General features: G+C 68.5%; 21 protein-coding genes. 15 read left to right on the top strand and 6 right to left on the bottom strand.

The annotated features are described in order from the left end of the window. Positions 1-4 precede the first annotated feature (4 nt). Positions 5-505, bottom strand: a complete 501-nt coding sequence (locus ABZ863_RS17180; RefSeq protein ID WP_358536283.1) for a MarR family transcriptional regulator — start codon at positions 503-505, stop codon at positions 5-7. A gap of 89 nt (positions 506-594) precedes the next feature. Between ABZ863_RS17180 and ABZ863_RS17175 the strand changes: the two genes are divergently transcribed. Continuing rightward, positions 595-915 carry a thiamine-binding protein gene (locus tag ABZ863_RS17175; RefSeq protein ID WP_358536281.1) on the top strand — a complete coding sequence of 107 codons (321 nt, stop codon included), beginning with the start codon at positions 595-597 and terminating at the stop codon, positions 913-915. Positions 916-1,393: 478 nt separating this feature from the next. Here the strand turns inward: ABZ863_RS17175 and ABZ863_RS17170 are convergent, their stop codons facing one another. Beyond that, positions 1,394-1,900 carry a TetR family transcriptional regulator gene (locus ABZ863_RS17170; protein WP_358536279.1) on the bottom strand — a complete coding sequence of 169 codons (507 nt, stop codon included), beginning with the start codon at positions 1,898-1,900 and terminating at the stop codon, positions 1,394-1,396. Positions 1,901-1,978: 78 nt separating this feature from the next. Between ABZ863_RS17170 and ABZ863_RS17165 the strand changes: the two genes are divergently transcribed. The 5 genes from ABZ863_RS17165 (at position 1,979) to ABZ863_RS17145 (ending at position 6,051) form a co-directional block, all read left to right on the top strand. Then, positions 1,979-2,329, top strand: coding sequence for a VOC family protein (locus ABZ863_RS17165; RefSeq protein ID WP_358536277.1), 351 nt, complete (start codon positions 1,979-1,981; stop codon positions 2,327-2,329). Positions 2,330-2,355: 26 nt separating this feature from the next. Next, positions 2,356-3,300, top strand: coding sequence for an endonuclease/exonuclease/phosphatase family protein (locus tag ABZ863_RS17160; RefSeq protein WP_358536275.1), 945 nt, complete (start codon positions 2,356-2,358; stop codon positions 3,298-3,300). 24 nt (positions 3,301-3,324) lie between these two features. Then, complete coding sequence (locus ABZ863_RS17155) at positions 3,325-4,011, top strand: HEAT repeat domain-containing protein (RefSeq protein ID WP_358536273.1); 687 nt, start codon at positions 3,325-3,327, stop codon at positions 4,009-4,011. Further along, the gene (locus ABZ863_RS17150) at positions 4,005-5,018 is read left to right on the top strand and encodes a MerR family transcriptional regulator (RefSeq protein WP_358536271.1); all 1,014 of its coding nucleotides are present in this window, start codon (positions 4,005-4,007) and stop codon (positions 5,016-5,018) included. Before ABZ863_RS17155 ends, ABZ863_RS17150 begins: the two co-directional genes overlap by 7 nt. A gap of 64 nt (positions 5,019-5,082) precedes the next feature. Then, a complete protein-coding gene (locus ABZ863_RS17145; RefSeq protein ID WP_358536269.1) occupies positions 5,083-6,051 on the top strand; it encodes a tetratricopeptide repeat protein in 969 nt (322 codons plus the stop codon). Positions 6,052-6,097: 46 nt separating this feature from the next. Here ABZ863_RS17145 and ABZ863_RS17140 read toward each other — a convergent pair whose 3' ends face one another. Further along, the gene (locus ABZ863_RS17140; RefSeq protein WP_358536267.1) at positions 6,098-7,555 is read right to left on the bottom strand and encodes a neutral zinc metallopeptidase; all 1,458 of its coding nucleotides are present in this window, start codon (positions 7,553-7,555) and stop codon (positions 6,098-6,100) included. Positions 7,556-7,633: 78 nt separating this feature from the next. On the opposite strand from ABZ863_RS17140, the gene glgP reads away from it, so the two are divergent. Genes glgP through ABZ863_RS17115 form a run of 5 tightly spaced genes read left to right on the top strand, consistent with a single transcriptional unit; the run spans position 7,634 to position 14,025 of the window. Further along, entirely contained in the window at positions 7,634-10,189 is a 2,556-nt protein-coding gene (gene glgP, locus ABZ863_RS17135) for an alpha-glucan family phosphorylase (protein ID WP_358536265.1), read from the top strand. Between the two features lie 37 nt (positions 10,190-10,226). Then, a complete protein-coding gene (locus ABZ863_RS17130) occupies positions 10,227-11,042 on the top strand; it encodes an ABC transporter ATP-binding protein (protein WP_358536263.1) in 816 nt (271 codons plus the stop codon). A gap of 45 nt (positions 11,043-11,087) precedes the next feature. Beyond that, complete coding sequence (locus ABZ863_RS17125; RefSeq protein ID WP_358536261.1) at positions 11,088-11,867, top strand: enoyl-CoA hydratase-related protein; 780 nt, start codon at positions 11,088-11,090, stop codon at positions 11,865-11,867. Between the two features lies 1 nt (position 11,868). Beyond that, complete coding sequence (locus ABZ863_RS17120; RefSeq protein ID WP_358536259.1) at positions 11,869-12,846, top strand: class I SAM-dependent methyltransferase; 978 nt, start codon at positions 11,869-11,871, stop codon at positions 12,844-12,846. Further along, positions 12,847-14,025: a class I SAM-dependent methyltransferase gene (locus ABZ863_RS17115; RefSeq protein ID WP_358536257.1), complete on the top strand. Its 1,179-nt coding sequence runs from the start codon at positions 12,847-12,849 to the stop codon at positions 14,023-14,025. It begins immediately after the preceding gene. 10 nt (positions 14,026-14,035) lie between these two features. Here ABZ863_RS17115 and ABZ863_RS17110 read toward each other — a convergent pair whose 3' ends face one another. Beyond that, positions 14,036-14,515 (bottom strand): histidine phosphatase family protein, encoded by a 480-nt coding sequence (locus ABZ863_RS17110; RefSeq protein WP_358536255.1) that lies wholly within the window; start codon positions 14,513-14,515, stop codon positions 14,036-14,038. A 96-nt stretch (positions 14,516-14,611) separates the two neighbouring features. Here ABZ863_RS17110 and ABZ863_RS17105 point away from each other — a divergent pair, with 96 nt between their 5' ends. Further along, positions 14,612-15,217 (top strand): universal stress protein, encoded by a 606-nt coding sequence (locus ABZ863_RS17105; RefSeq protein WP_358536253.1) that lies wholly within the window; start codon positions 14,612-14,614, stop codon positions 15,215-15,217. 7 nt (positions 15,218-15,224) lie between these two features. On the opposite strand, the gene sigJ is transcribed toward ABZ863_RS17105, so the two are convergent. Further along, positions 15,225-16,091 (bottom strand): RNA polymerase sigma factor SigJ, encoded by an 867-nt coding sequence (gene sigJ / locus ABZ863_RS17100; RefSeq protein WP_358536251.1) that lies wholly within the window; start codon positions 16,089-16,091, stop codon positions 15,225-15,227. 78 nt (positions 16,092-16,169) lie between these two features. On the opposite strand from sigJ, the gene ABZ863_RS17095 reads away from it, so the two are divergent. Further along, complete coding sequence (locus ABZ863_RS17095) at positions 16,170-16,640, top strand: carboxymuconolactone decarboxylase family protein (RefSeq protein ID WP_358536249.1); 471 nt, start codon at positions 16,170-16,172, stop codon at positions 16,638-16,640. A gap of 765 nt (positions 16,641-17,405) precedes the next feature. Then, a complete protein-coding gene (locus tag ABZ863_RS17090; RefSeq protein WP_358536352.1) occupies positions 17,406-18,149 on the top strand; it encodes an SDR family oxidoreductase in 744 nt (247 codons plus the stop codon). Positions 18,150-18,233: 84 nt separating this feature from the next. Here the strand turns inward: ABZ863_RS17090 and ABZ863_RS17085 are convergent, their stop codons facing one another. After that, the gene (locus tag ABZ863_RS17085) at positions 18,234-18,812 is read right to left on the bottom strand and encodes a carboxymuconolactone decarboxylase family protein (protein ID WP_358536247.1); all 579 of its coding nucleotides are present in this window, start codon (positions 18,810-18,812) and stop codon (positions 18,234-18,236) included. 240 nt (positions 18,813-19,052) lie between these two features. Between ABZ863_RS17085 and rox the strand changes: the two genes are divergently transcribed. Next, positions 19,053-20,474, top strand: a complete 1,422-nt coding sequence (gene rox, locus ABZ863_RS17080; protein ID WP_358536245.1) for a rifampin monooxygenase — start codon at positions 19,053-19,055, stop codon at positions 20,472-20,474.

The raw sequence follows: 20,474 nt of genomic DNA, 5'->3' as shown, positions 1-20,474 counted from the left end.
GCGTTCACTCGGCGAAGTCGCCTGCGGCCTTCCGCACCTTCGTCAGCAGGTCGATCAGCTGATCGACCTGCCGCTCGGTCAATCCCACCAGTCCGAAGTCGATCGCTGTGACGGCTTTGGTCGCCTGCTCCCGCCGCGTGCGGCCGTCCTCAGTGATCTCCACGAGCGTGGTACGCCGGTCCGTCGGATGCGGCACACGCTTGACCAGCCCGTCCTTCTCGAGCCTGTCCACGATGTTGGTCACGCTCGTCGGGTGCAGTTGGAGCCGTTCCCCCATCACCCTCATCGGCAGGCTCGACCTGCGCGCGAAGGTGAGCAGCACGAGCGCCTCGTAGCGGGCGAACGTCAGCCCGTGCGGCTTCAGCGCCCCGTCGACGGCGGATTGGACGATCTGCTGAACCCGCATCAGCCCGGTCACGGCGGCCATCGTTTCGGAGGGCCCGATGCGGTCCTCCCACAGTTGCGCCGCGCGGGCGATCGGGTCGAACTGCAACGGACGGTTCATGGGCCTCGAAGTTATCAGCGCCCCTGGGCAAGCTTGGTACCGGCACGGCCGAACGGGCCTGCCAGCGCAACCCGGACAAGGAGCCTTTCATGATCGTCGCGTTCAGCGTCAGCCCATCGCGAGGCGATTCCGAAGGTGGGGTGAGCGAGGCGGTCGCCCGCGCCGTGCGGGTCGTCCGTGAGTCTGGTTTGCCGAACTCCACGAATGCCATGTTCACCAACGTGGAGGGTGAGTGGGATGAGGTGATGGACGTCGTCAAGCGTGCCGTGGCGGCGGCTGGTGAAGGCAGCCTGCGGGTGGGGCTGGTGCTGAAGGCCGATATCCGGCCGGGTTACGAGGGGCAGTTGGAGGCGAAGGTTGAGCGTGTGGAGGAGCGGCTCCGAGGTACGGTCCCACCAGTGATGGAGTAGCCGTATGACGCGCTGAGTGAGGCGGTGCGGCATCTCACGTGTGGGCAGCCAACACACACGTCCTGCCTCGCTTGCGCGGCAGCGATCAAGTCCTGCTTGTCGCGCTCAGTCACAACCACCGAACTGAAGATTAACATCTGAGCCCTTACACGCGGACAGGACACAATCGTGGATCAAGGCTAACCAACTACGAAGCACGCCTCACTTTTTGGTGTTCCATTTTCTTCTCGACAACCAATAGTTTAGGAACGAAACAATCGAGATAAATCCTGCCACCCCCGTCACGAGGAAGTTTCCCAAAACCTCCCAGAATTGCAGATGTCGCAGCGACGCAAAATCCAGCCAATAAAAGCCGCTCACCGGTTCTAGTGCTAATCAAACGTCACGTCGAATGCATGCCATGGCCCTTTTGAATAGTGGCGAAATTTCTCTCGCCGTTGATCATTCAGCCCGTGGCCTGCAACCCTTACCCGCGAGGTCACGACGGGATATGGAACTGGAGCGCGACGAGTGCAGCCCGGGCCTGCTGCGGCTCCGTACCAGTGGCAACTGCTGCCAGCGCGGCTCGCCACGCCGCCGCGAGCACCTGACCGAGAACAGCAGGCGCCGGGGCGGTGGCGGCACTGAGCAAGTCGGCCAGCCGATCGCGTTCCGCACCCGAGGGTGGCGCCCCCAAAATGTGGAGGAATCCCTCACGCACCGCGAAGTCGAACCCGACGAGCAGCGCGGTTGCCACTGCCGCGGAGCGATCCGCCCCCTCGCCGGCTGCCGCTGTCGCGCCCTCCATCCGATCCAGTAGGCGTCGCTCGACGTCCTCGCGGACGAAGGCGTAGAGCCCAAGCTTGCTGTCGAAATGGTGATAGAGCGCACCCGTGGTGACCCCGGCTGCCGCCGCCAGCTCGCCGACCGTGACCTCGTCGAACGGCCGATCTCCGAACTTCTTGACGGCAGCGAGCGCCAGTCTGCCCTTCGGAGAGGTCGACACAGGGATCCACTCGCGCACCCCACCATAATTGCGTTACGCTTCAGCATAGTCCAGTTACGACACGGGAGGATGGCTCCGATGAAGCTTGAGTTCCTGCTCGTCCCGACCTCAGACCTGAAGGCATCGCTCGCCCTCTATCGCGACGGACTCGGCTACACGGAGCTGTGGCGCGAGGGCGACTCGACCGTTGCGCTGGCCATACCCGGCAGCGAGCTCCAGCTGATGCTTGACGCCAATGACCCCGACGCTCCGGTCGGGCCGCTGTTCATCGTCGACAGCGTCGAGAAGTTCCACGCTGCCAGGCCGGAGACGCTCGCCGTGGTTGCGGAGCCAGCAGAGATCCCGGGCGGCTTCCTGGCCTCCTACCGAGACCCGGGCGGTGCCACCCTCTACGTCATGGACCAGTCGACGGACTCCGCCACCGCGTAAGCACTGGTCAAGACGCGAAGCTCACGGTGCTGAGCTGGAACATCTACCACGGTGGTCGGGAGTTCGCACCGAACAACCTCGAGAACCTGCTCGACCAGGTAGCCGAGATACGTCCGGACGTCTTCTTCTCGGTGGAGACTTATGGCTCCGGCAAACAGATCGAGCGAGACCTCAGCCGCCGTAGCGGCAAGGGCACGTATACCGGCATCCAGATCACCTCACGTCCCGCCGGGGACGACAACCTGTGGTTGTTCACCCGTTATCCGGTTACGAAGGTCTATCCCAAGCCCAGCGGTGGCGTGACGACCGACTTCAACTTCGGTGGCGCCAGGGTGTTGCTGCCCAACGGGCGCCAGGTCAACCTGTTCACCATCTGGCTGCCCTACACCGACCCGTGGGACGGCTACCTCGTCGATGAGAATGCGGCCGCCATCCGTTCCGGCCTGCAGCCCCGGCATTCCGCGCAGGATGTCGCGTACGCGGAACGGAAGCAGACCGAGGTACTCACCGACGTGGTGCAGCGCCAACTGCCCGCGATGCTGGCGGGTAATACCGATCCCGTGCTGATCGGCGGCGACTTCAACACCCTGCCCGCCGCCGACTGGGCTCCGGAGTGGTCGAAGTGCCGCAATCATTTCGGCATGAACTATCCGTTCACCGCGACCACGACCCTCATCTTCGCCAAGGGCGATGTCCGGACAGAACAGTCACGCATCGTTGACCAGCGGATGCGCCGGCATGGTCCGGGGTGTCTTCTACTCCGACCACGGTGCCGTGGTCAGCCAGCTGACCATCCCACGGCACAAGTAGCCGCGAGAGCGACCACGAACCCGCGCGGCCCGCCCGGCAACACCTGCCCGGCGGGCCGCGCTCCGTTGTCGGTATGGACTCGCTCGCTCAGGTTCCGTGTCAGCGTGGGGAGGCCGATGGCGCTCGCCCGGGACATCACACGCTTGACGTTGACACTGTGACAAGGTCTTCACTGGTCGCAGGAGGTGATCCCGATCAACTCGACACACAGGAACTCACAGGACAATCGCCTGCTCGACGCGTTGGGCGCCGGAAACTCGTCGACGCGGCTCCAGGCTGCTCTGGCGGTTGGCAGGCACGCCGACCCGAGCCTCGTCGATGCGCTCGTGGCACGGTGCGCGATCGAGCCGGACTTCTTCGTGCGCGACATGCTCACCTGGGCGCTGACCCGCCTCCCGTCGGAGATCACGGTGCCCAGACTCCGCGCGGAGCTCCGTTCCGAGCGCGCTCAGGCCCGAAGCCAGGCGTTGCACACGCTGTCCAAGATCGGGGACGGAAATGCGTGGCCCGCGATCACGCGGTCGCTGCTGCACGACACCGACGACGAGGTCGCGCGGAGCGCGTGGCGTGCTGCCGTCGTCCTCGTGCCGGCCGGGGAACAGAAAAAGCTGGCCGCGGAGCTGGCCGCACAGCTCGGTCGCGGCGACCGGAACGTCCAACTGAGCCTCAGCCGAGCACTCGTCGCACTGGGAGACGTGATCGAGCCGGCCCTGCAGAAGGGATTGGCGAGTGACGACCCGATGGTGCGTGCGCATGTCCGCGCCACCGAGCGGCTCCTACGCGACCCGGATGCCGGTTTCGACCCAGCCGTCGACGAGGCGAAGCGGATCGTCGCGCTCGGCTCGGAACGGGGCAGGGAAACAGCGTGCTGATCGGCGAGGTGGCCCGCCGCTCGGGGGTGAGTACCCGGATGCTCAGGCACTACGACTCCCTCGGGCTGGTGCGGCCAACAGGCCGCACCGTCGGCGGCTACCGTGAGTACTCCGCTGAGGACATTCGCCGGATCTTCCACGTGGAGAGTCTGCGGTCCCTGGGATTGTCGCTGCGACAGATCGGACGCGCTCTGGAGGATCCCGCCTTCACGCCGTCCGGATTGGTCGGCGACCTCATTCGACGGACCGAAGACCGACTGAGGTGGGAGCAGGAGCTACTCGAGCGACTCCGTACGGTCGATGCCTCGGCGCCCTCCGGTTGGCAGGGCGTCCTGCGCATCGTCGAGCTCCTGCACGGGCTCAACTCGCCCGGTGCCGCGCGCCGACAGCAGACCGTTCTGGCGCCCGCCGAGGACGTGCCGGTTCCCACCGAACTGCTGGCTGGGGCGGTCCTCGCCGAATCCGATCCGAATGTCGCAGGCGCCTTGCGGTGGGCCCTCGCGCGGGCGGGCGGTGACGGTGTGGCGAGTGTGGCGTCCGGCATGCGTTCGGAGAACGTCGACGTCCGGCGGCGCGCGGTCCTGGCGATCGCCGAGCTGCCCGGCGACGAGGCGACCGCGGTGCTCGCGGACGCGCTCGGGGACTCGGACGTGACGGTGCGCAGACATGCTGCTCTGGCGTCGGGTAGGCGTGGCGCGACCGCAGCGGTGCCGACACTTGTCGGCATGGTGGTCGAGGGCACGAACGACGTCGAGGCGGCAGAGGTCCTCGGAGCATTGTCGGTGGACCCCGGGTGCGTGGACCGGATCATGAGTGCGCTGGTCGACGAGCTCGCCGCACACACTGCGGACTCCGCGGTGCGGATACGCCTGACCCAGGCACTCGTCGAGATGCCAGGGACGGTCGCGCAGGGCGTCCTGCGGCAACTGGCCCACGACGATGATCGGGCTGTCGCCCTCATCGCCTCGGCCCTCGTGGGAATGCTCGACGAGCGGTCCCACGACTGAACCCGAGGCGAGGTACGGTCCCACCAGCGATGAAGTAGCCGAGCGTCCGTGCCAGGATGGAACCGTGACACACCCACGTGGAACAGCAGCCAACTCACCAGCGGTGTCCGCCGCACTTTCCGGGGCGGTCGACCTGTCCGGGCTCAAAGCTCGCGCCGATGCGGCACGGCAGCAGGGCCAGGCTCCTTCACGGCCCGCCGGGGACGCGCCGCCCGCGGGAGCCGGAGCCGCGGTCATCGACGTCACCGAGGCGACCTTCCAGGCGGAGGTCGTGGACCGGTCGCTGGAGACCCTCGTCGTCGTGGACCTGTGGGCCGACTGGTGCGGTCCGTGTAAGCAGCTGAGCCCGGTGCTGGAACGGCTCGCCGCCGAGGGCAACGGTTCGTGGGTGCTCGCCAAGGTCGACGTGGACGCCAACCCGCGCATTTCCCAGCTGTTCGGGGTGCAGTCCATCCCGACGGTCGTCGCGATCGCCGGCGGGCAGCCGGTGGACGCCTTCTCCGGTGCACTGCCGGAGCCGCAGATCCGGCAGTGGCTGACGCAGCTGCTCGACGCTCTGCGCGACAAGCTGCCCGGTATCCGTGCGGCCGAGGAGGCAGCGGGCGGGCCGGTCGAGGAGCCGGAGGACCTGCGGTTCACCGAGGCGGAGGAAGCCTTCGACCGTGGCGACTTCGCCGCCGCGCAGGCGGCCTACCAGCGAATCCTGGACTCCGAGCCGGGTAACGAGCTGGCGAAGGCCGCGCTGGTGCAGGTCAAGTTCGCCGCGCGGGCGAGCGAGGCCGACCCGTCGGCGGTGGCCAGGGCCGAGGCGGATCCCGACGACCTCGACGCACAGCTGGCGGCCGCTGATCTCGAGGTCGCGCAGCAGGCGATCGAGAACGGGTTCGCGCGGTTGATCGCAGCCGTGCGGCGCACGAGCGGTGAGGACCGCAACCGGGTCCGTGAGCACCTGGTGAGCCTGTTCGACCTGTTCGACCCCGCCGACGAGCGGGTCATCAAGGCACGCCGGGACCTCGCCAGCGCGCTGTTCTGACGGCTGCCCGGCGACGCGGTGAAGGCTCACCGCGTCGCCGGGCAACTCAGCCGTAGTTCTGGGTGCAGGCGGAAGAGCCTTCGAAGTAGCCGAGGCGCAGGGACTCCACCCGCGCGAAACCGTTCGCCACTCGTTGCCCGTTGATGTCGGCCGCCAGGAGGCTGCGCGGCTGCAGCAGCTCGGCGATCGCCTCGTCGAGGTCGCCAGGCGAGAGCAGCAGCACGTTGCCGCTGCCCGGAGTGCTGATCGCGCCCGCCCATGCACCCACGAGGCACGAGGTGCGCAGGCCGGCGTTGGCGTTGTCCAGCGAGGCGCCGACACCCTTCTGGATGCCCTGCACGTAGCGGGAGGCGATCTCGGCGAAGGCCGCGAAGTCGCCGAGCCCGCCCGCGGACTCGGTGCCCTCGAACTCGGCCTGCCGGTCGACCGGCTGCCCGATCTCGGCCAGCGTGTCCATGTCGATGTTCACGGTGTTGTCGTCGGTGCAGTAGGACGCCGGCGGGGTCGAGACGCCGCTGTCGCAGCTACCACCGTTGCTCACGATCTGCGGGCTCTCCACGTTGGCACCCGCGAAGGCCTCGTCGAGGCTCTGCTGTAGGAGGCCGACGGTCTCCTCGTTGATCGGGACGTCCCCCTCGCCCTGGTCGCGGGAGTCGAACGGCTGCTCGGTGATCCGCGCGTCGACGTTGGCCTGGTTGATCGCGGCGCATTCCTTTGCGCCCTGCTCGAAGCCGAGCTGGAACGCGTAGGTCCGGTCGAAGGCCGTCCCGTGTGCGCCCTGTTCCTCCGCCGACTGGCCCGGCTCGTCGCGGATGAAGTACATCGACGCGAGCACCTGGTTCAGGCCTTCGGAGGTGGAGACGGTGAAGTACTTGCTCTTGTTCTCGGCGATCCAGCGGAAGTAGGAGCCGGTGAAGCAGTCCGCCTGCTGCTCCTTCACGATCGTCGAGGTCGACTCGTCCACGCCGGCCTTGTCGCCGAGCCGGAACTGGATCGCGTGCCCGAACTCGTGCCCCAGCACCGTGACGATCGCCATCGGGCCGAACCGGTCCTTCAGCAGCGGCAGGAGAATGCCGCGATCCCAGGCGACGAGGTCCTCGGACGGGCAGTAGAAGGCGTTCATCGGGACCTCGGCTGTGCTGGAGCCGCACACCTCGATCTCGCGACCGTTCGGGTCGTAGGACAGCAGCGACTTCACCGGCTCGAACTCCTGCCCGAAATCGGCGGGCAGCTCCTCGGCCCAGTAGTCGCTGACGTCGGCGATGGCGGCGATCGCGAGCCGGTCCTCCTGGCTGGAGCCGGCGTTGCGGACGTTCAGCCGTGGGGTCGGCGCGTTCCGCTTGAGGCCGCTCTCGAAGTGGGTGACGGGCAGGCCCGCGATGTCGCCCGCGGTCTGCAACTGCCCCTGCGTCTCCGTGCCACAGGCGCTCACCAGCAATGCGGCGACGGTAACGCCGGCCAGCACGGCCCTGCGCCGGGCAGTTCGTCCCCCTGAGTGGTTCATGAAACGGCACCTTACTGAGTGGCGTCAACGCACACGTACGGAATCGCCGAACCGGGCAACTCGCTATGGTCGCAAAGCATGAGAGCAGTCCGCCGGTTCACGGTGCACGCACGCGTGCCGGATCAGCTGTCGGGCCTGACGGCGCTGGCGACCAACCTGCGCTGGACATGGCACCCACCGACCCGCGACCTGTTCGCGTCCATGGACAACGCGCTGTTCCGGCGCATTCGTGACCCGCTCCGGATGCTCACGGTCATCCCGGCCGCGCGCCTGGACGAACTCGCCGCCGACGCCGGCTTCCTCGCCAGCACGCGAGCGGCGATCGAGGATCTCCAGCGCTACGTGACCGAACCGCGCTGGTACCAGCGGCTGGCGGCGGACAACGGCGATGAGGAGCGCGTGCCCGAGGCGATCGCGTACTTCTCGCTGGAGTTCGGGGTCCACGAGGCGTTGCCGAACTACTCCGGCGGGCTCGGCGTGCTCGCCGGCGACCACCTCAAGGCGGCTTCCGACCTCGGCGTCCCCATGATCGGCGTCGGGCCCCTCTACCGCGCCGGGTATTTCCGCCAGTCGCTGTCGCTGGACGGCTGGCAGGTCGAGCACTACCCGGTGATCGACCCGAGCGGGCTGCCACTCGAGCTGCTGACCGAGCCATCGGGTGAACCGGTGCTGGTGCACGTGGCGATGCCGGGTCGTCGCGAGCTGCGGGCGCAGATCTGGAAGGCGAGCGTCGGCAGGGTGCCGCTGCTGCTGCTCGACACCGACGTCGAGGGCAACGACGACGACCTGCGCGGGGTGACCGACCGGCTCTACGGCGGCGATGCCGACCACCGCATCCGGCAGGAGATCCTCGCCGGCATCGGCGGCATGCGGGCCGTCCGCCGGTACTGCGAGCTGACCGGGCACCCACAGCCCACGGTGTTCCATACCAATGAGGGCCACGCCGGTTTCCTTGGTCTGGAACGGATGCGCGAGATACTGGGCGCCGGCAGCCTGACCTTCGACGAGGCACTGTCGGCGGTGCGCGCGGGCACCGTGTTCACCACCCACACTCCCGTGTCGGCCGGGATCGACCGGTTCCCCGTCGACCTCGTGCAGCACTACTTCGGCGACGGCAGGCTGCTGCCGAACGTCGATCCGCGCCGGGTGCTCGCGCTCGGCGCGGAGGACAACCCCGGCATGTTCAACATGGCGCACATGGGGCTGCGGCTCGCGCAGCGCGCCAACGGTGTCTCCGCACTGCATGGGCGGGTGTCGCGGCGCATGTTCGCGAAGCTGTGGCCGGGGTTCGACGACGCCGAGGTGCCGATCCGCTCGGTCACCAACGGCGTCCACGGCCCGACCTGGGTGGCCAGGGAGATGAGCGCGCTGCTGGGCGGCAGCGACGAGGAGTGGGGCCACGACGGCGATGGTTCGGGCATCGATCCGAACGTCACCGACGAGCAGCTGTGGGCGTTGCGCCGCGAGCTGCGCACGAACCTGGTGGCGGAGGTGCGCAGGCGTGCGCGCGACGCCTGGTTGCAGCGTGGTGCTTCGGCGCTGGAGCTGGGCTGGACCGAGCGGATCTTCGATCCGGACGTGCTGACGGTGGGTTTCGCCCGGCGGGTGCCCACCTACAAGCGGCTCACGCTGATGCTGCGCGATCCGGAGCGGTTGCGGGCGCTGCTGCTCGACGAGGACCATCCCATCCAGATCGTCGTCGCGGGCAAGTCGCATCCTGCCGACGAGGGCGGCAAGGCGCTCATCCAGCAGATCGTGCGCTTTGTCGACGACCCCGCGGTGCGTGAGCGGATCGTGTTCCTTCCGGACTACGGGATGTCCATGGCGCGCTACCTCTACCGCGGCTGTGACGTCTGGCTCAACAACCCGACCCGGCCGTTGGAGGCGTGTGGCACGTCCGGGATGAAGGCCGCGCTGAACGGCTGCCTCAATCTGTCCATCCGCGACGGCTGGTGGGACGAGTACTACGACGGCAGCAACGGCTGGGCCATCCCGACCGCCGACGGTGTGACCGATCCGTTGCTGCGTGACGATCTGGAGGCCGCCGCGCTGTACGACCTGCTCGGCCAGCAGATCGCGCCGCTGTTCTACGACCGCGATGCCGGCGGGGTGCCCCAGGGCTGGATGTCGATGATCTGGCACACGCTGCGCACACTCGGCCCGCGGGTGCAGGCCTCGCGCATGGTGCGCGAGTACGTCGAGTCGTGCTACCTGCCTGCCGCGACGATGGTCGCGCTGGCGAGCGCGGACGGCTATGCGGGTTCGCGGTCACTGGCCGAGTACCGGACGAGGCTGGACATCGCCTGGCCGCGGGTGCGGGTGCGCGACACCGAGCTGATCGTCGAGGGCGCCGACTCGCTCGTCGTCGGCACGGACGTGCGGGTGCGGGCCGGCGTCGAGCTCGCAGGGCTCAGCGAGTCCGATGTGGAGGTTCAGGCTGTGGTCGGCAAGGTGGGGGACACCGACGACCTGCACGACGCGGTCACCGTGTCCATGCCGCCGAGCGCCCGTGGCGTGTTCGAGACCACCCTGCGACTGCCACATGCGGGCGCCCTCGGCTACACGGTTCGCGTGCTCCCGCGGCACGGGCTGCTGGCCACGCCTGCCGAGCTCGGCAAGGTGGTGCTTCCGTGAGGGGCCAGGCAACCGCGGCGGAGGTGAGTCGGTGACAATGACCTCCGTGAATTCGGTGCAGGAGAACCTTGACGATCTCGTGATCCAGCTGTCCGGCGTCGAGGTGCGGCGGGGTGGCAACAAACTGCTCACCGATCTTGACTGGGCGGTGGAACTCGACGAACGCTGGGTGGTGCTCGGCCCGAACGGTGCCGGCAAGACGACGCTGCTCAAGCTGGCCGCGGCCGAGATGCATCCCACCAGTGGAGCCGTGCACGTGCTCGGCGAGCGGCTCGGCCGGGTCAGCGTGTTCGAGCTGCGTACGCGCATCGGCTTCACGTCCGCAGCCATCAACGGGCGCGTCCCCGCGGAGGAGAAGGTGCGCGACGTCGTGGTCAGTGCCGGCTATGCCGTGCTGGGCCGCTGGCGTGAGAGTTACGACACACTCGACACCGACCGGGCCGACGAGTTGCTGGCCGCCATGGGGATCGGCCACCTCGCGACGCGGTTGTACGGAACGCTGTCGGAAGGCGAGCGCAAGCGCACGCTGATCGCCCGGTCGCTGATGACCGACCCGGAACTGTTGCTGCTCGACGAGCCCGCCGCCGGCCTCGACCTCGGCGGCAGGGAAGACCTGGTTGCGCGGTTGTCGACGCTCGCGTTGGATCCGGACGCACCCGCGATGGTCCTCGTCACCCACCACGTCGAGGAGATTCCGCCTGGCTTCACCCACGCGCTGCTGCTGGCGGAGGGACGCGCAGTGGCCGCGGGGCTGCTGGATGACGTGCTCACGAGCGAGAACCTGTCCGCAACCTTCGGCCAGGACCTGATTCTGCAGCGTTCGGGTGATCGCTTCTTCGCCCGGCGCCGGTAACCTTGCGACCCGCGGAGCTGCGGTAAAAGGGAAAGGGAGGATGGCGTGGGCGAGTTCGTACGTCTCGAGGTCGAGGCAGGCATCGGCACGATCCGGCTGGACCGGCCGCCGGTCAACGCGCTGAACAACCAGGTGCAGGCTGAGCTGCGGGAGGCCGCAACGGAGGCGGCCGATCGGGCCGACGTCCGCGCCGTGATCCTCTACGGCGGCCAGAAGACCTTCGCGGGCGGCGCGGACATCAAGGAGATGGCCGCAAAGTCCTACGTCGAGATGTCCTCGTTCGGGGCGGCGCTGCAGGCCTCGCTGCTGGTGGTGGCCGAGCTGCCCAAGCCGACGGTCGCCGCGATCACCGGGTACGCGCTCGGCGGCGGGCTCGAGCTCGCGCTGACCGCCGACCGGCGCATCGCCGGTGACAACGTCAAGGTCGGCCAGCCGGAGATCCAGCTCGGCGTCATCCCGGGCGGTGGCGGTACCCAGCGGCTCACCCGGCTGATCGGCCCGAGCAAGGCGAAGGATCTCATCTACACCGGACGTTTCGTCCTGGCGGACGAGGCGCTCGCGATGGGCCTCGTGGACGAGGTCGTCGCGCCGGACGACGTGTACGCCGCCGCACGCGAATGGGCCGCCCAGTTCGTGAACGGGCCTGCTGTCGCACTCAAGGCCGCGAAGGCTGCCATCGACGGTGGGCTGGACATGGACCTGCGCAACGGGCTGAAGCTGGAGACGAACCTCTTCACCGCGTTGTGGGCGACGGAGGACCAGCGGGCCGCCATGCAGTCGTTCATCGAGAACGGTCCCGGCAAGGCCACCTTCGAGGGGAAATGACGTGACGCACGCGACGGATCCGGCCCCGAACCCGCACGCGAGCGCGGACGAGGTTCAGGCGGCCTATTCCGACCCGAAGCTGGCCAACGTGCTCTACCACGATTGGGAGGCCGGCAGCTACGACGAGAAGTGGTCGATCTCCTACGACGAGCGTTGCATCTCCTATGCCACCGACGTCTTCACCGCCGTCGCCGGTACGGAGGGGCAGCCCTACGCCACGGCCATGGAACTGGGCAGCGGCACGGGCTTCTTCCTGTTGAACCTCATGCAGGGCGGGGTGATCAAGAAGGGCTCGGTCACCGACCTCTCTCCAGGCATGGTGCAGGTTGCGCTGCGCAACGCCGAGCAGCTCGGCCTCGATGTGGACGGCCGGGTCGCCGACGCAGAGCGGATTCCCTACGAGGACAACACTTTCGACCTCGTCGTCGGCCACGCGGTGCTGCACCACATCCCGGACGTGCCCGCCGCGTTCCGCGAGGTACTGCGCGTGCTCAAGCCGGGCGGGCGCTTCGTGTTCGCCGGTGAGCCCACCAAGATCGGCGACTGGTACGCGCGCAGGCTCGGCCGGATCACCTGGTGGCTCACCACCAACGTCACCAGGCTTCCAGCGCTGCGCGCGTGGCGGCGGCCGCAGGCCGAACTCGACGAGTCCTCTCGTGCGGCTGCGCTCGAGGCGGTGGTCGACCTGCACACGTTCGATCCGTCCGATTTGGAGCGCAAGGCGCTCGCCGCGGGCGCGGTGGACGTCAAGGCCGTGACGGAGGAGTTCAGCGCGGCGCTGGCCGGCTGGCCGATCCGGACTTTCGAGGCTGCTGTTCCGCAGGAGAAGCTGACCGTGCGCTGGCGGATGTTCGCCTACCACACGTGGCTTCGACTGTCCGCAGTGGACAAAAAGGTGCTCGCCCGTGTCCTGCCGCGTGAGCTCTTCTACAACGTGATGATCACCGGGGTCAAACCCGCTCCACCGACGGAACCGTAAGTGCCCTACGCCTTCTCGCTCGATGATGTCGCCTTCCTGCGGTCGGCCGAGGGCGAGGAGGCCCTCGCCACGTGCGCGGCGCTGCCGCTGACCGACGCGAGCCGGATCGCCGATGTCGCGGCGGCGCGGCGCGCCGTGGGGGAGCGTTATGCCGCCGTGCTGGAAACGGTGGTGCTGCGGCGAAAGGCCGCCGCCAAGGTCGAGCAGGCGGACCGGTGGCTCTTCACCGGTGACGCGCTGCAGCAGGCGAGTGCCGCGCCCGTCGCGGCACACCGGGCGCGGCGGCTGGCCGGCCGCGACGTGCACGACGTGACCTGCTCGATCGGTGCCGACCTTGTGGAGCTGGCGCGGACCGCCCGCCGCTGTGTCGGCTCCGATGTGGACGCTGTCCGGCTGGCGATGGCGCGGCACAACTGTGCCACGGCCGACGTCGCGCCACTGCTCGTCCGGGCGGATGCGCTGCGACCGGTGACACGAGACTGCGTCGCGGTGGCCGACCCAGCGCGGCGGGACGCGACAGGCAGGCGGACGTGGCGCCCTGCCGACTTCGTCCCCGCGCTGGACGATCTCGCGAAGGCGTACCCGGGCCGGGACCTCGTTGTGAAATGCGCTCCCGGTATCGATCCCGCCGTGGTGCCATGGGCTCGTGAGGTGGAGCTCGTCTCGCTCGACGGGCAGGTGCGTGAGGCGTGCCTGTGGAGTGCGGGACTCGCCGAGGTGACTCGCCGGGCGACCGTGCTGCGCTCGGATGGGACACAGTGGACGGTCACCGACGCGGAGCCGGACGAGGTGGCGGTGGGCGAGCCGGGTGAGTGGATCGTCGACCCGGACGGTGCGGTGGTGCGCGCCGGGCTGGTGCGGCACTACGCGGCCCGGCACGGTCTGTGGCAGCTGGACGAGCGGATCGCCTACCTCACCGGCGACGAGCCGCCGCCGGGCGTGCGGGCCTTCCGGGTGCTGGAGTTCGGCAACTACAGCGAGAAGTCCCTGCGTGCCACGCTGCGCCGGCATGAGGTCGGCAGGGTGGAGATCCTGGTGCGCGGACTCGATGTGGACCCCAACGCGTTGCGGCGCAGGCTCAAACCGAAAGGAGCGCGGGAGGCGAGCGTGGTGCTCACCCGTATGGGCCGCACCCCGGTGGCGTTCCTGTGCGAGGCGGAACGCATCCCGGCGGGGTGAGGGAGCCGCTTCAGCCGCGGGGCTTGGCCAGCGTGGCCAGCTTCGCCCAGCCCGGGCCAATGCCTGTCCAGCCGCCGGAGCCGGTCAGTACCGCGACGGCAGCGGTCTTCAGAGTGCAGGGCTGACCCGTCAGCAGCTCGACGAGGTCTTCCAGGCCGGGGTTGTGGCCGATCAGCAACACCGTGTGCGCATCGCGTGGAAGGTTCCTGATCACCCCGGCGAGTGTTTCGGCCGAGGCGGCGTACAGCTGTCCCTCGTGCCGGACCGTCGGCTTGCCGGCGAGCTCCTTGCGCGCGAGCTGGTAGGTCTGCCGTGCCCGTTTGGCTGTCGAGCACAGCACCAGGTCGATGGTGGGCACGTGCGCGCGCAGCCACCGCCCCGCCACCGGGGCGTCGCGGCGGCCGCGCGCGGCCAATGGCCGTTGCCGGTCGGGAACACCTACCGGCCAATCGGACTTGGCGTGCCGGAGTATCACCAGTTCACGTCGCATCCCTCCATCCTCACCCCGTGCGAGGGGCGAAGGTACCGGTGCGCCGTGGCCATAGGGTCCTACCGCGGGCCGCTGGCCGAGTCGCATCGTGGATTCGTGAACGTCGTCGTGTTCGTCGTGTTCGTGGCCGCCTGGCTGCTGGTGGGTCTTGGGACGGGGCTGTGGCTGGCTCACCGGGGCTTTGATCCGAAGTGGACAGCCATCGCGGTGGCGCTCGGGCCGCTGTTCGTGCCCATCGCGTTCGAGCGGGCCGCGGAACGTCCACGGCGGACCGCACCCAGGCGGGGCACAGCCCACCAGGCAGCCGGCGGCACCCGGGTGCTGGTGGGGGTCGACGGGTCGGCGGATTCCGAGCAGGCACTCGACACGGTGCTGCGCCTGCTCGGATCGCGGTGCGTGGAGGTACTGGTCGCCGAGGTGGTGCCCTACGACGCGACCGACGACAGCGCACACGAGCTGATCGATGCGGCGGCGCAGCGGCTGGCCCGTACCGCCGCGCTGGTGGCCGACGTGCCGGTGCGCCGCGCGGTACTGGCCGGACCCCCCGCCGAGGCCCTGAGCCGGTTCGCCGAGGAGGAGGGCGTGGACCTGCTCGTCGTGGCACGGGGCGGCCGGGGACTGTCACACCGGCTGCCCGGCAGGGTGGCGGAGGACCTGGTCCGGCACGCGAGGGTTCCGGTGCTCGTGGTCGAGCCCCTGTGACCCGTACTCATTCCAGGTCGAGGCGGGCAATGCGTTCGGGATCGGTCAGGATGTCCAGCGCGACGATCTTGCCGTCCACCACGGTGAACGCCGCGACGGAGAGCGGCTTGCCGTCGACCATCCCGATGGCGCCGTAGTTGCCGTTGACGAGCGCGGGCCGGGCAAGTTCGGCGATGCGGGCGAACGCCATCGCACCCTGTGCCACAGCCTGCACACCGCGGAGCATCGTGGTGGGGCCTCGGGTGCCACCATCCGAGCGCACGACGACGTCGGGGTCGAGCAGCGCCACGAGCGCCTCCATGTCGCCACCCCGTGCGGCGGCGAGGAACGCGTCCACGACCTCGCGCTGCCTGGTCAGATCGGGGTCCGGCTTCGGTGCCTCGTGCCGTACCCGGCGGCGGGCGCGGCTGGCGAGCTGGCGGGTCGCCGCCGGGGTGCGGTCGACGATGGCGGCGATGTCGTCGAAGGGCACGGCGAACAGGTCGTGCAGGACGAAGGCGAGCCGCTCGGCCGGGGTCAGGGTCTCCAGTACGACGAGCAGCGCGAGGCTGACCGAGTCGGCGAGGAGGGCCTGCTGTTCCGGGTCGTTGTCGTCAACGCTGCTGACGATCGGGTCGGGCACGTGGAAGCTCAGTGGTTCCTCGCGCCGCTGGGTACGTGAGCGCAGCATGTTCAGGCACACCCTGCTGACGATCGTGGTCAACCAGCCGCCGAGGTTCTCGACGGCGCTGGAGTCGGCTCGGCTGAACCGGAGCCACGCTTCCTGTACGGCGTCGTCGGCCTCGCTGAGCGAGCCGAGCATCCGATAGGCGACGGCCCGCAGCTGCGGCCGGTGCTCCTCGAACTGTCCCGCCAAAAACTCCCGCTCCTGCATGGGTCACATCCTCCCGCTGCCATGTGTCAGGGCAATGACCCGCGACACTGCGGCGACGTGACGAGACGGGACCAACACATGACCCAGCGCATGACCAACCCGGCAATGATCCTTCCCGATGCCCTGACCGGCATCCAGCACCTGCTCAAGGCCATTGGCAAGAGCGGGGTGCCGCAGTCGACCGTCGAGCTGATCGGGCTGCGGGTGAGCCAGATCAACGGCTGCGCGGCGTGCCTCAACAGCCACCTGCGGCAGGCCAGGAAGGCAGGCGAGACCGACGAGCGACTGGCCACCGTGGCCGCATGGCGGGACACGCCCTTCTTCACCGACGCCGAACGCTCCGCGCTGTCGCTGGCCGAGGCCGTCACCCGGCTCGCCGATCGATCGGGAGAGGCAGTGCCCGACGACCCCTGGGAGGAGGCCACGAAGCACTACGACGAGCAGCAGCTTGCTGCCGTCGTCCTCGCGATCGGCACCGTCAACCTGTTCAACCGGGTCAACGTCACGGTCAAAGAGCCAGCCGACCGGCCCAGCTGGGAGGCTGCCTGAGGCGGCGCTGTTGGCCCGTGACTGGCGGTTGGCTTCCGCGCCGGTGCTTCTGTGCGCCGTGCCCGGTTGCTCGAACCGGCGGCTGATGTGCCCCCAAGGCCACCTTGGTTGCGTTGAACGCAACTATGGTGGCCTTGGGGGCGTTCGCCCAGCTGTGAATGGGCGAGCCGTTCCCGGTGTGTTTCCGACTCGAACGGGCAACTCGTGCGCCTGAACGGGCAACTCGCGTGCCTGGGCGGGGGACTCGCGTGCCTGGGCGGGGGACTCGCGGGTGCCTTCGGATCGGCGAGCAGTGACTTCTTCGCGGGCTTGAGGACCTTCGCTCCATTCTGGACAGCGGCATCCAGCAGGGCTTCGACCTCGCTGGTCTGACTGACCACATAGGACACGAGGTAACCGCGGAAGCCCGATGTCGTGGGTTCTGCGTCCGCGTCCACGGCGAGCGCCTTGGTCCCGTACACAGCGAGGTGTCCGGTCCCGGGCATGTCGAGGTCCACATAGTCGCCGTGGTCGGTGACGGTGGGCGAGAACGCAGCTGTGTAGAACGCGTGTGCGGCTTGCACCTCCGGCGCTCCGACAGTGATGACGTCGAGCGAGAGCATGATGTTCGTACCTCTCACGCCAGGTGAGGCTCGGCGCCGCCGCTTCTCGATTCCTGACCGGTCCGGTCAGTCGTTCGGGAACGTAGCGACACTGATGTTCGTCGGGAATGCAGGGTCCGATTTCCGCCGGATCGACGGCTGGAAGTTGGACATGCTGGTCGGCATGAACGACGTTTTCGACAACAAAGTGGCTTTGGTTACCGGCGGCAGTCGTGGGATCGGCGCGGCTGTGGCGGTTCGTTTGGCCGAGGATGGCGCCGATGTGGCACTGACCTACCAGCGCGGGACCGACGCTGCCGCGGCAGTGGTTGAGAAGATCAAGGCCATGGGACGGCGCGCAGTGGCCCTGCAGGCCGACAGTGCCGATCCGGAGGCCGTCGTCGCCGCGGTGGACCAGGTGGCCGCACAGCTCGGACGGCTCGACATCCTGGTGAACAATGCGGGGGCCTACCACGTCGCGCCGGTGGAGGAACTCGGGCAGGCGGAGTTCGAGGAGACGATCGCGGTCAACGTGCGAGCCCCGTTCGTCGCGTCGAAGGCCGCGATCAAGCACATGCAGGATGGCGGTCGCATCATCAACATCGGCAGCAACGTGGCCGAGCGGGTGGTGTTCCCCGGGCTCTCGCTGTACGCCTTGAGCAAGTCCGCACTGATCGGCCTGACAAAGGGGCTTGCCCGGGAACTGGGGGCGCGTGGGATCACTGTCAACCAAATCAATCCAGGACCGATCGACACTGATCTGAATCCGGCCAGCGGCCCATTTGCGGCGACGGCCGCGGGCTTCACAGCCTTGGGGCGTTACGGGGTACCTGCCGAGATCGCGGCGACCGTGGCCCATCTCGCGGGTGACGGCGGCGCGTACCTGACTGGAGCGACGATCGCCGTGGACGGCGGATTCAACATCTGAGTCGGATCGAGCGGGCCGCGGCGGGCGAGAACTCCGATGGCGCGGCCCGCGTGGATCGGCAAGCAGGCAATCCGATTTCGATGCTCAGGCCGGCGAGCGTGCGGCGAGCGGAGGCAGCCCACAGGCCGCAGAGAACCCCTGCGACTCGATGCCGAGCGCGGTGTTGGTCCGGGTCATGAAGTTCGTCAACCCGATGAACGCGGTCAGCTCCACGAGGGCGGGCGCGCCGAGCTGATCCAGCAGCCGCGCGGACATCTCGTCGGTCACCGTCGGTGGGGTGTGCGACATCGCCTCGGCGTACTCCATGACGTCGCGCTCCAGCGGTGTGAAGACGTCGGACTCGCGCCAGCGCGGCACCTCGCGCGCCTTGGTCATGTCGAGTCCCTCGTTCCTGCCCTGGAAGTAGCCGATGTCCAGGCAGAAGCTGCAGCCGACCAGGCTGGCCACCGCCATGTGGGCATACGACTTCAAGTTCTTGTCACACTGGTCCCACTGCTGTGCCTTGCGACTGATGCTGAAGCTGAAGTTCAGCACCTTTCGGTTGTGCCACATCACCGCGAGCGGCTCGGCGACGTCACCGAGCATCTTGCGGGACATCCGCTTGAGGATCGCGCCGTAGATGCCGGTCAGCTCGGCCTTCGGAATCCGGTTGTTGCCAGCCATGTCTCCTCCGGGTTTCTCATCGCTTCGGCATGGAGACACCGGCCGGGAACCGTGTGTGACAGTTCTGGCGAAATTTTCCTGAGGGAAGAAGCCGTCCGTCCACAACGGACCAAAAAGGCAGGGAAAAACATCCACCTCCTGCTACTTTCAAGATATAGCGCACCGGGGGTCTTGTGGCAAGACCCGGGTCATGCCGCAGAATCTCCGTCCGAAGTCAGGACCTGCGGAAAAGGGGGGCTCATGTTCGACGTGATCATTGCGGGGGGTGGACCGGCCGGCTTGATGCTGGCGGCCGAGCTGCGGCTGCACGGGGTGCGGGTACTCGTGCTGGAGAAGGAGGCTGAGCAACCCAAGTTCGTCCGCGCGCTGGGTTTGCACGCGCGCAGCATCGAGGTGATGGACCAGCGCGGTCTGCTGGACCGGTTCCTCGCGCGCGGCAAGCAGTACCCGGTCGGTGGCTTCTTCGCCGGCATCGCCAAGCCGGCGCCGGACCGGCTCGATACGGCACATGCCTACGTCCTCGGCATACCGCAGACCACCACCGATCGCCTGCTGGCCGAGCACGCCGTGGAGGTCGGTGCCGAGATCCGGCGTGGCTGCGAACTGGTCGGGCTGAGCCAGGACGACGACGGGGTGACCGTCGAGGTCAGAGGGGGCACGCAGCTGCGCGCGCGGTACCTCGTCGGCTGCGACGGCGGCCGCAGCACGGTACGCAAGCTGCTCGGCGTCGGCTTCCCCGGCGAGCCCACCAGGGTCGAGACGCTGTTGGGCGAGATGGAGCTGACCGCCCCGCCGGAGACGGTCACCGCCGTGGTGGCCGAGGTTCGCAAGACCCAGCTGCGGTTCGGCGTCATGCCTCTCGAGGACGGGGGGTACCGCGTAGGCGTGCCCGCCGCGGGGGTGGCCGAGGACCGCTCCGTCCCGCCGACCCTCGAGGAGGTCAAGCAGCAGCTGCGGGCGGTCGCCGGCACCGATTTCGGCGTGCACTCGCCGTGCTGGCTCTCCCGCTTCGGTGACGCCACCCGGCAGGCCGAGCGCTACCGGGTCGGGCGCGTGTTCCTGGCGGGCGACGCGGCGCACATCCACCCGCCGACCGGCGGACAGGGCCTCAACCTCGGTATTCAGGACGCGTTCAACCTCGGTTGGAAACTGGCCGCCGCGGTCGACGGCTGGGCACCGGAGGGGCTACTCGACAGCTACCACACCGAACGGCACCCGGTGGCCGCCGCCGTGCTGGACAACACTCGTGCGCAGATGCAGCTGCTGTCCACCGAGCCGGGTCCACAGGCAGTGCGCAGGCTGCTGTCGGAGCTGATGGACTTCGAGGAGGTGAGCCGGTACCTGACCGAGAAGATCATCGCGATCGGGATCCGCTACGACTTCGGTGACGAGCATCCACTCGTCGGCAGGCGCCTGCGGGATGTCGGGCTGAAACGAGGCCGCCTCTACGAGCTCATGCACGGCGGCCGTGGGCTGCTGCTCGACCAGACCGGCCGGCTCTCGGTAGCCGGCTGGGCGGACCGCGTCGACCACGTCATCGAGGTCAGCGACGAACTGGATGTGCCCGCCGTGCTGCTGCGCCCGGACGGCCACGTGGCCTGGGTCGGTGAAGACCAGCAGGACCTGCTCAGCCGGCTGCCCACGTGGTTCGGCGCTGAGTAA

Origin of the sequence: Saccharomonospora sp. NPDC046836 (assembly GCF_040645195.1) — a bacterium.
GTDB lineage: Bacteria > Actinomycetota > Actinomycetes > Mycobacteriales > Pseudonocardiaceae > Prauserella_A.
Note: the sequence above shows the minus strand (reverse complement) of the source record. Positions and strands in the feature narration are given on the sequence as shown.

Coding starts and splice junctions, on each gene's coding strand:
- ABZ863_RS17180 (WP_358536283.1), bottom strand. CDS start 505: ATGAACCGTCCGTTGCAGTTCGACCCGATCGCCCGCGCGGCGCAACTG.
- ABZ863_RS17175 (WP_358536281.1), top strand. CDS start 595: ATGATCGTCGCGTTCAGCGTCAGCCCATCGCGAGGCGATTCCGAAGGT.
- ABZ863_RS17165 (WP_358536277.1), top strand. CDS start 1,979: ATGAAGCTTGAGTTCCTGCTCGTCCCGACCTCAGACCTGAAGGCATCG.
- ABZ863_RS17140 (WP_358536267.1), bottom strand. CDS start 7,555: ATGAACCACTCAGGGGGACGAACTGCCCGGCGCAGGGCCGTGCTGGCC.
- glgP (WP_358536265.1), top strand. CDS start 7,634: ATGAGAGCAGTCCGCCGGTTCACGGTGCACGCACGCGTGCCGGATCAG.
- ABZ863_RS17130 (WP_358536263.1), top strand. CDS start 10,227: ATGACCTCCGTGAATTCGGTGCAGGAGAACCTTGACGATCTCGTGATC.
- ABZ863_RS17110 (WP_358536255.1), bottom strand. CDS start 14,515: ATGCGACGTGAACTGGTGATACTCCGGCACGCCAAGTCCGATTGGCCG.
- sigJ (WP_358536251.1), bottom strand. CDS start 16,091: ATGCAGGAGCGGGAGTTTTTGGCGGGACAGTTCGAGGAGCACCGGCCG.
- ABZ863_RS17095 (WP_358536249.1), top strand. CDS start 16,170: ATGACCCAGCGCATGACCAACCCGGCAATGATCCTTCCCGATGCCCTG.
- ABZ863_RS17090 (WP_358536352.1), top strand. CDS start 17,406: ATGAACGACGTTTTCGACAACAAAGTGGCTTTGGTTACCGGCGGCAGT.
- ABZ863_RS17085 (WP_358536247.1), bottom strand. CDS start 18,812: ATGGCTGGCAACAACCGGATTCCGAAGGCCGAGCTGACCGGCATCTAC.
- rox (WP_358536245.1), top strand. CDS start 19,053: ATGTTCGACGTGATCATTGCGGGGGGTGGACCGGCCGGCTTGATGCTG.